An 11,879-nucleotide genomic window follows, 5' to 3' on the forward strand; every position below is an offset into this window, starting at 1 on the left:
CTCCCCCTTCGCCCCCCCCCCCCCCGCGGGGTGGGGCGCCCCGCTCTCCCCTGGGCCCCCGCGCCGGCCGCGCGGCGGGGGGGGGGCCCGGCGGGGGCCGGCGAGCCCGACCCCGCGGCGTGGGCCCGGCAGGCCACCGCCCGCTGGGAGCGCCGCCTCGCCGCCGTGCTGGACGCCGTGCCCCGCCTGGAGACCGACGTCCCCGGCCTCGCCGCCTACTGGCACCGCAGCCTCGCCAGCGGGCTGGTCTGCCTGTGGGACAACCCGGCCTTCGTCACCAACCCGTTCGTCGCGACGTCCGGCATCGACGGCGGCGCGCTCTGCGCGTACGCCTGGGACACCGGCGGCTACGCGCCCCACCTGCTCACGCTCATGCTCGGCGACACCGCGACCGACCTGCTCGAGGCGCTGCTGAAGGCGGACCTGACCCGCCACTACGCCATCGGGCCCGACGGCGCCGGGCTGGGCGTCGCCTACGCCTACAGCGGATGGTCGCTGGTGACCCTGGCGACCGCCGTGGCGAGCCACCGGGGCGTCCGGCCCGACCTGGTCGAGCGGCTCCACGACACGGTGAGCGCGCTCGACGCCCGCTTCCCGGCCGTGGGCGAGCTACGCGACTACGGCACCCAGCACAACCTGCTGGAGATGCGCGGCGCCGGCTGGGAGCACGTGGTGGCCAGCCCGAACGCCGAGCGCGCCGGCTACCTCGACGCGCTCGCCGAGCTCGCCGAGGCCGGCGGCGCGGTCCTGCCGGTCGACGCCCTGCGGGCCACCGCCCGCCGGGTCCGCGCGGCGATCGCCGACGAGCTGTGGGACGCCGAGGCGCGGTGGTTCCGCAGCCGCTACCCGGACGGGCACACCGAGCTGGCATATTCGATCCAGGCATTCGACGCACTCCGCGCCGGCGCCTGCACCCCGGAGATGGCCGCCGAGCTCATCGCGCGGGTGCGGCCCGGCGCCTTCCTCGGCGCCTACGGCGTGAGCAGCGTGAGCGCCGAGGACGAGCGGCACTACGAGCTGGGCGACACCGACTGGTCCGGCGGCGGCGCCTACACCGGCGAGGGCCCCCAGCTCGCGTTGACGCTGTGGGAACAGGGCCGGCCGGACCTGGCCTGGACGGTCCTGTCACGGTTGCTCTGGATGGGCGAGCACTACCCGTACTTCCCGCAGGAGCACTACTGCGACCGGCCCGCCGCGCCGCCGGCCGGCCGCCGCGCCAACATCGTCGCCGGCCTCACCGGCGCCGAGGCGATCCTGCTCGGGCTCGCCGGGATCCGCCCCCGGCCGGACGGCACCCTCGTCATCGCGCCGCCACCGGCTCCGGGCCGGATCGCGCTGCGCGGCCTGCGGTACCGCGACCGCCGCATCGACGTCGAGTGCACGCCGCACGGCTTCACGGTCACCGTCGACGGCCGCCCCGTCCCGGCCGATGGGAGCACCGTCGTGCTCCGCCCGTGACCGTCAAGGCTCGACCGGCGTACCGGAGGCTCTGCGGCGGTGCGCCGGGACTTCCGACCTTGCCCGGCCCGGGTCGTCGGGCTCTGTCGCGGGGCCGGCGGGGCCGGGAGCCTGGTCGGTATGATCACGCTTCTGCTGGGCGTCACGGCGGGTATCCTGCTGGTCGCCGGGCCCACCATGGTCGTGCAAGGGCTGGCCGGTCGGCGGACCGTGTCGCGGGAGCTGGCGCGGCAGCGGATCAGTTTCCCCGCCACCGGCAGCCTGCCGGCCGGGCTGCACCGCTACGCCGGGGTGCCGGTGCACACCGGCGCGCAGGCGCGGGCGTTCTCGGACCTCATCGCCGAGAACCTGACGCAGGCGACCGGCGGGCGCACCTACGCCGAGATCGTCGAGGAGTGGATGGCCGGCGGGCGCAGCGACGAGCAGCTCGCCCGCCTGCGCCAGACCGCGTTCATGGGCCAGAGCCTGCGCGGCGCGCTGCTCGGGGCCTACCAGGCCTGGCAGATCACGCTGCTGGTGACCGGGCTGGGTGCCGTGCTCACCGCCGTCGGGGCGGCGTTCCTGGCGCTGGCGCTCCGCGGGGCGTGACGCCCCGGGAACACCGCCCCGCACGACAGCGGCGGGATGCCGTCAGCGGTAGCGCTCGCCCGCGGCGGCCCGGGCGACGAGCGACTCGGGCGGGGTCAGCCGCGGACCGTAGCGGCCGGCCAGCTCGCCGGCGCGGGCGACGAACCCGGCCGGGCCGCCCGGGTACTGGTTGATGTACTGCAGGACCCCGCCGGTCCACGCCGGGAAGCCGATGCCGAGGATCGACCCCACGTTGGCGTCCGGGACCGAGCGCAGCACCCCCTCGTCGAGGCAGCGCACACTGTCGATCGCCTCCACGAACAGCAGCCGTTCGCGCAGGTCCTCGATCGGCGGCCGCACGGCGCCGGGCCGCGCGAACGCGCTGAGGCCGCTCCACAGGCCGGTCCGGCCGCCCGTGGAGCGGTACGAGTAGAAGCCGGCGCCGCCGGAGCGGCCGGGGCGGCCGAACTCGTCGATCATCCGGTCGATCACGGTCGCCGACACGTGGAAGGTGGCGCCGGCCTCCTGCCGGATGCGGCGGATCAGCGGCAGCGCCAGCTCGTCGAGCAGCTGCAGCGGCGGCACCGGGTAGCCCGCCTGCAGGCCGGCCTGCTCGATCGACGCCGGGCTGACGCCCTCGGCCAGCATCGCGGCGGCCTCTTCGAGGTACCGGATGATCACCCGGCTGGTGAAGAAGCCGCGGCTGTCGTTGACCACGATCGGGGTCTTGCCGAGCTGCCGCGCGATGTCCAGCGCCCTGGCCAGGGTGGCGTCGCTGGTCTGCTCGCCGGCGATGACCTCCAGCAGTTCCATCCGTTCGACGGGCGAGAAGAAGTGCAGCCCGACGAAGTCCGCGGGGCGGCGCACGCCGGCCGCCAGACCCGTCACCGGCAGGGTCGACGTGTTGGTGGCCAGGACGGCGTCGGGTGCCACGAGGCGCTCGACCTCGGCGAGCACCGCCCGTTTGAGGGCCGGGTCCTCGAACACGGCCTCGATCACCAGGTCGGCGCCGGCGCCGTCGGCGGCCGAGCCGGTCGGGGTGATCCGGTCCAGTAACGAGGCGTCGCCGCGGCCCTTCGCCACGAGCCGCTCCGCGTAGGCCTTGCCGCGACGGGCGGCGTCGAGGGTGACGTCCTTGAGCACGACCTCCAGGCCGGCCTTCGCGCAGGTGTAGGCGATACCCGCACCCATGAGCCCGGCGCCGAGCACGAGGACCCGGCGCGCGCGGTGCGCGACGGGCCCGGCGCCGGAGCGCACGTGCCGCAGGTCGAAGAAGCGGGCCTGGATGAGGTTCTTGGACTCCTGCCCGACCATGAGCTCGACGAGGTACCGCGTCTCGATGGTCCCGGCGGCGTCGACGCCCACCTGGGCGCCCTCGACGGCGGCGGCAAGGATCGCGCGGGGCGCCGGGTAGTTCGCGCCGCGCAGGTCGCGGCGCAGGCGGGCCGGCAGGGCGGGCAGGTCGGGCGGGTCGCCGGGGATCACGTAGCCGGCCCGGTCCCAGGGCTGGGCCGGCGACGGGTTGGCCGCGATCCAGGCCCGGGCCCGGGTCAGCAGCTCGTCCCGGGTCGCGACGACCTCGTCGACGAGCCCGAGCCGGGCCGCCTCGGCGGGGCGGTACCGGTGGCCGCTGAGCAGGACCTGGTCCAGGGCCTCCGTCAGGCCCAGCATCCGCACGGTGCGGACGACTCCGCCGCCGCCCGGCAGCAGCCCGAGCGTGACCTCGGGCAGGCCGATGCGGGTGGACGGGCCGTCGAGGACGATCCGGTGGTGGCAGGCGAGCGCGATCTCCAGGCCGCCGCCGAGCGCGGCGCCGTTGATCGCGGCGACGACCGGCCGGCCGAGGGTCTCCAGCCGGCGCAGCGCGGCCTTGACCCGTTCGACGGAGGCGAACACGGCGGGCGCGTCGGCCGCGGTGGTGGCGTGCATCTCGGTGAGGTCGCCGCCGGCGACGAAGGTCGGCTTCGCCGAGGTGAGGATGACGCCGGTGACCCGCTCGCGTTCGGCGACGAGGCGGTCGACCGTGGCGACGAGGGCGTCGAAGAAGCGGGTGTGCATCGTGTTCGCCGACCGTGCCGGGTCGTCGATCGTGAGCACGACGACCCCGTCGGCGCCGTGCTCCCACCGGATCAGGTCAACCATCGCGCTCACATCCGCTCGATGAGCGTGGCGACGCCCATGCCGCCGCCGACGCAGAGGGTCACGACGGCGCGGCGGGCGCCGCGCCGTTCCAGCTCGTCGACGACGGTGCCGACGAGCATGGCGCCGGTGGCGCCGAGCGGGTGGCCCATGGCGATCGCCCCGCCGTTGACGTTGAGCTTCTCGTCCGGGATGTCGAGGTCCCGGGCGTACTTGAGCACCGCCGACGCGAACGCCTCGTTCATCTCGAACAGGTCGACGTCGCCCACGGTGCGGCCGGCCCGCTCCAGCAGGCGGCGGGTCGCGGGGGCGGGGCCGGTGAGCATGACGGTCGGGTCGGCGCCGGAGGTGGCGACGCCGGCGATCCGCGCGCGGGGCGCCAGCCCGAGCTCCTCGCCGGCCTGCCGGGTGCCGACGAGCACGAGCGCGGCGCCGTCGACGATGCCGGACGAGTTGGCGGCGGTGTGCACGTGGTCGATGCGTTCGATCCAGTGGTACTTCTGGAGCGCCACCGCGTCGAACGTGCCGTCCGCGAACGACGGGGCGAGCCGGGCCAGCGCCGGCAGCGTGGACCCGGGCCGCAGGTGCTCGTCGTGGTCGAGCACGACGACGCCGTTCTGGTCGGTCACCGGCACCACCGACCTGGCGAAGCGACCGCCGCTCCACGCGGCCGCGGCGCGCTGCTGCGAGCGCACCGCGTAGGCGTCGACGTCCTCGCGGGTGAACCCCTCCAGGGTCGCGATGAGGTCGGCGCCGACGCCCTGCGGGATGTAGCGCAGGTCGTAGTTGGTGACCGGGTCGTTGGCCATCGCGCCGCCGTCGGCGCCGATCGGCACCCGCGACATCGACTCGACGCCGCCGGCGACGACGAGCTCGTCCCAGCCGGCCCGGACCTTCTGCGCGGCGAGGTTCACCGCCTCCAGGCCGGAGGCGCAGAACCGGTTGACCTGCACGCCGGCGACGGTCTCGGGCAGGCCGGCGAGCAGCGCGGCCGGGCGGGCGATGTCGCCGCCCTGGTCGCCGACCGGGGAGACGACGCCGAGAATGACGTCGGAGAGGCGGGTGACGTCGAGGCCGGGGTGGCGGCGGCGCAGCTCGTCGATGAGCCCGGCGACGAGGGCGATGGGCCGGGTGCCGTGCAGGGCCCCGGTCGGTTTGCCCCTGCCGCGCGGGGTGCGGATGGCCTCGTAGATGTAGGCCTCGGCGGTCAAGCGGTACCTCCAAGCAGGCTGATCTCGTGGTCGCGCAGCGCGGTGCGCCGCACCTTGCCGGCCTCGTCGCGCAGCGGGACGTCGACGAACCGGAACGAGCGGGGGACCTTGTACCGGACGAGCCGTTCGCCGAGGAAGGCCCGCAGGTCGTCGGCGGTCACCGCCGCCGTGGCCTGGACCAGGGCGTGGACCCGCTGGCCGAGGTCGTCGTCGGGCAGGCCGAGCACGGCGCAGGTCGCCACGCCCGGGTGCTCCAGCAGCGCCGCCTCGACCTCGGCCGGGTACACGTTGGCGCCGCCGGCGACGATGAGGTCGGTGCGCCGGTCGCTGAGGTACAGGTAGCCGTCGGCGTCGAGACGGCCGAGGTCGCCGATCGACTCCCAGCCGTCGACAATGCGCGGCTCGGCGCCGATGTAGTAGTACGGGACCTCGGCGCCGCCGGAGGGGCGCATGAAGATCTCGCCGACCTCGCCGGGCGGGCACTCGGCCCCGTCGGCGCCGAGGATCCTGATCTCGCCGGTGAACGGGCGGCCGACCGACCCGCGGTGCGCGAGCCAGTCCCGGCCGTCGATCATCGTGCCGGCCTGGTTCTCCGACCCGCCGTACACCTCGATCAGCTGCTCGGCGCCGACGAGGCCGATCCAGGCCTCCTTGAGCCACTCGGGGCACGGCGCGGCGCCGTGCACGACGGTCCGCAGCGAGCTCAGGTCGTACCGCGCCGGGTCCGGCTCGACGACCCGCCACATGCGCAGCATCATCGTGGGCACCAGGCTGACCCAGGTGACCCGGAGCCGGTCGATCGCCTCCAGGGCGGCGGTGGCGTCGAAGCGCGGCAGGATGACGACGTGGTTGCCGAGGAAGGCGCCCTGCATCGCGGCGACGAACGGGGCGTTGTGGTACAGCGGGCCGGGCACGAGGCCGACCCCGCCGGCGCCGAGGCGGTACGGGTCGGCGAGCGGGTCGACGTCGCCGCTGAGCCGCGACACGATCAGCTTGGGCCGGCCGGTGCTGCCGCCGGACGTGGGCGCCTTCCAGGACGGTGAGACGGGCGCCGGCACGATCGGGGTGTCCGGCAGCGACGGGTCGGCGGTCCAGCCGGCCGGCAGGCAGCGCCGGTCGCCGTACTCGCCGGGCTGCGCGCCGACCACCAGCGACGAGCCAGCCAGCTCGACGATCGCGGCCCGCTCCCGGTGCGGCAGCTGGTGCGAGACCGGCTGCGGGATCGCGCCGAGCTTCCACGCGGCGTAGGTGGCGGCGACGAATTCGAGGCTGTTGGGCAGGGTGACGGTGACGAAGTCGCCCTGCCGGACGCCGAGGTCGCGGTACGCGCGGGCCAGGCGGTTGGCCCACGTGTCGAGCTCGGCGCGGGTGACGGTCTGCGCCCCGCAGGTGACCGCGAGCCGGTCCGGGTCGGCGGCGGCGAGGTCGCTGAGCAGCTGCCCGATGGGGACGGTCATCGCGCCTCCTGAGCGTCTCGACCGGCGTTGAAGCGCTCCATGAACGACGGGTCCACCAGCGTGCCGTGCAGCTGCATGTAGTGGCTGTGCACGAGCTGGTGCAGCGCGAACGCCGTCTGCATGGCCTGCGCCCGGCCCTGGGCGTCCTGCGCGGCGTTGACGGACTTCTTGGCGAGCTTCAGCCCGAACAGCGGCTGCCGCGCGATGCGCTCGGCGAGCGCCATCGTCTCCTCGGTGAGCCGCTCCCGGGGTACGACCCGGTTCACCATGCCGATGCGGTGCGCCTCCTGCGCGGTGATCGGCTCGGCGGTGAACAGCAGCTCCTTGGCCTTGCGCATGCCGAGCTCCCAGGGGTGGGCGAAGTACTCCACCCCGTTGCCGCCCATCAGCGTGGCGTTGTCCTGGAACTCGGCGTCGTCGGCGGCGACGATGAGGTCGCAGGGCCAGACGAGCATCAGCCCGCCGGTGATGACCTTCCCCTGTACCTCGGCGATCGTCGGTTTGGGGAGGTTGCGCCAGCGCTCGCAGAAGCCGAGGTAGATCTCCTCCTCGCGGGCCATCCAGCCCTCCGCGCCGGCGCAGCCGAACCCGCACCAGGTCCCGACGGTCCGGTGCCGCTCCAGGGCGCCGATCGGGTCGGTCTCGCGCAGGTCGTGGCCGGAGGAGAAGTGCGGGCCGGTGGCGGCCAGGACGACGACGGAGATGTCGTCGTCCTGCGCGGCCCGGTCGAAGGCGTCGTTGAGCGCGTAGAGCAGGTCGGTGTCCTGCGCGTTGCGCCGGTCGGGCCGGTTGAGGACGATCCGGGCCACCCTGGGCACCGGCGTCTGGTACAGCACGGGGTCGGTCATGGTTGTCCTTCGCACTCAGATGACGGCGTCCCAGAGGGCCCGCTGGTCACCGGCGGGGTCGGCCGCGACGGTGACCCCGCCGTTGGCCTCGGCGTCGAAGACCAGCACCGGGCGGGTCGCGGGGTCGTGGCGGGGCCACTCGGGCAGCCGGGGCCCGTTCGGGTCGCCGGTCGCGACGAACGACACCCAGGCGCCGTGCACGGCGGCGGCGAGGTCGCGCGGCGGGGCGTCGCCGGCGTAGCCGCGGGCCTCGTCGTTGTCGAGCCGGTCGAAGACGAACGGCACCTCCAGGTAGTGGCAGGCGCCGAGCTCGCCGCCGCGGACCGGGCTGCGCCACGCGAACTCGTAGACCCACGTGTTCGGGTTGTGCGCGGCCTGGGCGTCGGCGAGGCGCAGGGTCGGGATGCGGTACAGCCGGTCGGTCTCGACGGCCGCCGCCAGCTCGTGGACGGCTGCATCCGGGCGGGCGGTGCGGTACCGCTGCAGCACCGTGTCGGCGTCGATCCCCGCGGCGCCGAACGCGCCCTCGATCCCGGCCCGGACCAGCGGCTCGGTGAACGCCTCGCGGATGTCCGCGACGAAGCTCAGCGCCTCCTCCCGGTTGGTGCCGGCGAGCAGCGCGACGTCGGCGGCGCACCCGGCGCGGATCGCCGCGATCGGCTGCTCCGGCAGCACCGCGGTGCCGTAGGTGGGCTGGAACGCCAGCAGCGTGGCGACCGCGTCGGCGCCGAACCGGTCGAGGTCCCGGGTCGACCACAGCTGCATCCGCAGCGCGTTCTGGGCCTTGACCAGGGCCTCCGGGGTGAGCGCCAGCAGCGCGTCGAGGTCGCCCGGCCGGACCCCGACCTCGGCCAGCAGCTGCCCGGCGATGCCCGCCGCGTCGGTGGCGCTCACCCCGATGTGCGCGGCGTAGTGGGGGCTCTGCACGACCGCGCCCCGGAAGAGTCCCTCGGTGCGGGGCGTGGCCAGCAGGGCCGCGACGGCCGCGCCGCCGGCGGACTCCCCCGCGACCGTGACCTTGGCCGGGTCGCCGCCGAACGCGGCGATGTTGTCCCGGACCCACTCCAGCGCCGCGACCTGGTCCAGCAGGCCGAGGTTGCCGGTCTCCTCCAGCTGCGGGAAGAGGGTGTCGAGGTGGCCGAAGCCGACGAAGCCGAGGCGGTAGTTGACGGTGACGGCGACAACGCCGTCGCGGGCGAATGCGGTGCCGTCGTAGACGTCGTTGGTGCCGGCGCCGGCGTAGAAGCCGCCGCCGGTGATCCACACGAGGACCGGCAGGCCGGCGGCGCCCGGGTCCGGGGTCCAGACGTTGAGGCTCAGGCAGTCGTCGCCGGCGGGCTGGCGGGGCCCGCTGAGCTCGCCGTAGAGGCCGGGCATCGGCTCGAACGCGGGCACCGGCCCGTACTGCGACGCGTCCCGCACGCCGTCCCACGGCGCCGGGCGCTGCGGCGGCCGGAACCGGCGCGGGCCGTCGACCGGGGCGGCGAACGGGATGCCCTTGAACGCGTGGACGCCGTCCTCGACGACGCCTCCGAGAAGTCCCGCGGCGACGCGGACCACCGTGGTCATGGTTTCCTCCGAACAGCTTGGGGTGTCCGGCAACTGTGCGTTCGGATTCGGCGCTCAGGCCATGCCCGGCGTCCCTACAGCCTCGATTCGAGGGAGTTCCCTACCGGATCGGTGTGTACGCTGCGGCCATGGCCGTCGTGCCGTCACCCCTGGTGGGGCGGGACTCGCAGCTGGACCTCGTGGCCAGCCGGCTGGAGGCTGTGCGCGCCACGGCGGCCGCGGCCATGCTGCTGTTCCGCGGGGAGGGCGGCATCGGCAAGTCGGCGCTGCTGCTCGCCGCGTGCGCGCGGGCGGAGGCCCTGGGGTACCGCCTGGTCTGCGCCCAGCCGCCGGCGGTGCGATCGGGGGTTCCCTACGCCCTGTTCGACGACGCCGTCGGCCGCCTCGACGGCGCGGACACGGCCGGGCTCGCGGCGGCGTTCGCCGAGGCGGTCGTCGCCGGCAACGGCGACGGGCCGCAGCGGGTGCGCCGCGCCGCCCGGGCGCTCGTCGGGCACCTGCTGGGCGAAGGGCCGCTCGCGCTGGTCGTCGACGATCTGCACACCGCCGACAGCGACTCGCTGACCCTGCTGTCGCAGCTGCTCAGCGACCTCGTCGACCGGCCGCTGACCGTGCTCGCGGCGGCCCGGCCGTCGGGCGGGCTCGCCGCGATCTCACCGGAGCACGTCGTGGACCGGCTCGCGGTCGACGGCCGGGGTACCGTCGTCGACCTGCCGCCGCTCGACGGGGACGAGGTGGCGGCGCTGCTGCGCGGCGCACTGCGGCACGAACCGGACGACCGCCTCGTCGCGGAGGTGCGGCGGCAGAGCCGGGGCAACCCGTTCTTCGCCCTGGCCGCGCTGGAGGAGCTGACCAGCGCCGGGCGGGTCGTGGTGTCCGACGACGTCGCCACCGTGCTGCCGGGCCCCGCGTTCGCTGACCCCGCGGGGCACGCGGCCGTCCTGCGCCGGTTCTTCCGGGATCCCGGTGCGGAGGCGCGGGCCGCCCGGACCCTGGCCGCCTTCGACCGGTTCCGCCTGGACCAGCTGCCCCTCCTGGCCGAGCTGTCGGGGCTGCCCGTCGCGGAGGTGGCCGCCGCGTTCGACCGGCTCGTCGCCCGCGGCCTCGTGGTCGAGGCCGAACCGGGCCTCTACCGGTTCGCCCACGAGATCGTGCGCAACGCCCTCTACGACGACGTCGGCCCGGCCGAGCGGGTCCGCCTGCACGCCGCGATCGCCGCGCACCTGGAGACCCGCGGCGACCTCACGCTGGAGCTGGCCGCCCAGGTCGCCGCGGCCGGCGGCCGCGACCGGCGCTCGGCGCAGGTGTTCCTCGCCGCCGCGGCCGCCACCGACGCCACCGCGCCGGTCACGGCGGCCGGCTGGTACGCGCTCGCGGCCCAGTGCCTGCCGCCCGGCTCCCCCGAGCTGGCCGAAACCCTGGCCCAGCAGGCCCACGCGTTGTTCGTCAGCGGCCGCCAGCCCGATGCGGCCGAGCCGGGCCTGCGGGCCCTCGCCCTGCTCCCGGCCGGTAGGCTGCGCACCCGCACGGCCGGGATCGTCATCGACGGGCTGTACGTCGCCGGCCGGGTCGGCGACGCGCTGCGGGCCATCGACGAGGAGCTCGCGCGGGGCACCCCCGACGTGCCGCTGCTCGCGCAGCGGGTCCACTACCTGGGGCAGGCGGGCCGCCCGGCCGAGGCCGCCGCGCAGCTGCCGGCGGCGACGGCGGCCCTCACCGCCGCGCCGGGCGGCAACCACGTCCTCGGCCTGACCCACCTGCTGTACCACGCGCACCAGTACGGCCGCCCGCAGCAGGTCGCCGCCCACCTCGCCGCGATCGCGGACGGCCTCGACGTGCTCACCCCGGCGCGGCGGATCGCGGTGCTGTCCAACACCGCGCTCGCGGCGGCGTTCGCCGGCCGGCTCGACGAGGCCGACACCGCACTGCGGCTCGGCGCGGCCCTCGAGGCGTTCGACATCGGTGGCGCCCGGGCGACCGCGACCGCCTACCTGGGCTGGCTGCGCGGCGAGTGGCGGGCCACCCTCGCACACATCCGCCGCTCGGTCTTCGACCTGGAGCACACCGGCGCCCGCCTGCTGGTCTCCGCGCTGCGGGCGGTGGAGGCGGCCATCCTCGCCGAGCGCGGCGAACACACCCGCGCCCACCGCATCCTCGACGACGTCGCCGACCTGGTCAGCTCGCCCCGCCCGCTGCTGCGCCTCGCCCGCGCCAAGGCCCACCGGGCCGCCGGCGACTCGGAGGCGGCGCTGCGGCTGCTCACCGCGCCCCCGGCCGACGACGACGGCGGCCCGGTCCTGAACCGGGAGTGGCTGCTGCTGGAGCTGGCCGACCTGGGCGCGGCCCCCGACCTGAGCCGCCTGGCTCGGGAGTTCGACACCCCGACCTGGTGGTACTGCGACGCCCGCGCCCGGGCGGTCACCGCCCGGGATCCGCGGGCGGCGGTCGAGGCGGCCGAGCTTGCCGACAGCGCCGGCCTGCTGTTCGAGGCCGCCCGCTCGCACCTGCTCGCGGCCGAGCTGGGCGACCAGCCGCGCCGCCGCCTGGAGGCGGCGTTCGACACGTTCGACGCCCTCGGCGCGGCGCCGTGGCGGCGGGCGACCGCCCAGCGCCTGCGCGACGCCGGCCAC

Annotated in this window: 8 protein-coding genes; 3 read left to right on the forward strand and 5 right to left on the reverse strand. The window is 75.8% G+C overall.

What is annotated here, in order from left to right:
- Window positions 1–30 precede the first annotated feature (30 nt).
- Together ABZS66_RS57085 and ABZS66_RS57090 are read left to right on the forward strand one after the other, a co-directional pair.
- Window positions 31–1,458 carry a hypothetical protein gene (locus tag ABZS66_RS57085; protein ID WP_354772633.1) on the forward strand — a complete coding sequence of 476 codons (1,428 nt, stop codon included), beginning with the start codon at window positions 31–33 and terminating at the stop codon, window positions 1,456–1,458.
- Between the two features lie 120 nt (window positions 1,459–1,578).
- Window positions 1,579–2,046, forward strand: coding sequence for a hypothetical protein (locus tag ABZS66_RS57090; RefSeq protein ID WP_354772635.1), 468 nt, complete (start codon window positions 1,579–1,581; stop codon window positions 2,044–2,046).
- 42 nt (window positions 2,047–2,088) lie between these two features.
- Here ABZS66_RS57090 and ABZS66_RS57095 read toward each other — a convergent pair whose 3' ends face one another.
- The 5 genes from ABZS66_RS57095 to ABZS66_RS57115 are packed head-to-tail and all read right to left on the reverse strand — an operon-like array spanning window position 2,089 to window position 9,249.
- Window positions 2,089–4,167, reverse strand: coding sequence for a 3-hydroxyacyl-CoA dehydrogenase NAD-binding domain-containing protein (locus tag ABZS66_RS57095; protein ID WP_354772637.1), 2,079 nt, complete (start codon window positions 4,165–4,167; stop codon window positions 2,089–2,091).
- Window positions 4,168–4,172: 5 nt separating this feature from the next.
- Complete coding sequence (locus tag ABZS66_RS57100; protein WP_354772639.1) at window positions 4,173–5,375, reverse strand: acetyl-CoA C-acetyltransferase; 1,203 nt, start codon at window positions 5,373–5,375, stop codon at window positions 4,173–4,175.
- On the reverse strand, window positions 5,372–6,832 hold the full coding sequence (locus tag ABZS66_RS57105) for an AMP-binding protein (RefSeq protein ID WP_354772641.1): 1,461 nt from the start codon (window positions 6,830–6,832) through the stop codon (window positions 5,372–5,374). The genes ABZS66_RS57100 and ABZS66_RS57105 overlap by 4 nt, the downstream gene beginning before the upstream one ends.
- Window positions 6,829–7,680: an enoyl-CoA hydratase gene (locus ABZS66_RS57110; RefSeq protein WP_354772642.1), complete on the reverse strand. Its 852-nt coding sequence runs from the start codon at window positions 7,678–7,680 to the stop codon at window positions 6,829–6,831. The genes ABZS66_RS57105 and ABZS66_RS57110 overlap by 4 nt, the downstream gene beginning before the upstream one ends.
- A gap of 15 nt (window positions 7,681–7,695) precedes the next feature.
- Window positions 7,696–9,249, reverse strand: a complete 1,554-nt coding sequence (locus tag ABZS66_RS57115) for a carboxylesterase family protein (protein ID WP_354772644.1) — start codon at window positions 9,247–9,249, stop codon at window positions 7,696–7,698.
- A 128-nt stretch (window positions 9,250–9,377) separates the two neighbouring features.
- Between ABZS66_RS57115 and ABZS66_RS57120 the strand changes: the two genes are divergently transcribed.
- Window positions 9,378–11,879: AAA family ATPase (locus ABZS66_RS57120; RefSeq protein ID WP_354772646.1), on the forward strand; the 2,502-nt coding region annotated here is incomplete at its 3' end.

The sequence above is a fragment of the Dactylosporangium sp. NPDC005572 genome, assembly GCF_040605515.1.
Taxonomy (GTDB): Bacteria; Actinomycetota; Actinomycetes; order Mycobacteriales; family Micromonosporaceae; genus Dactylosporangium.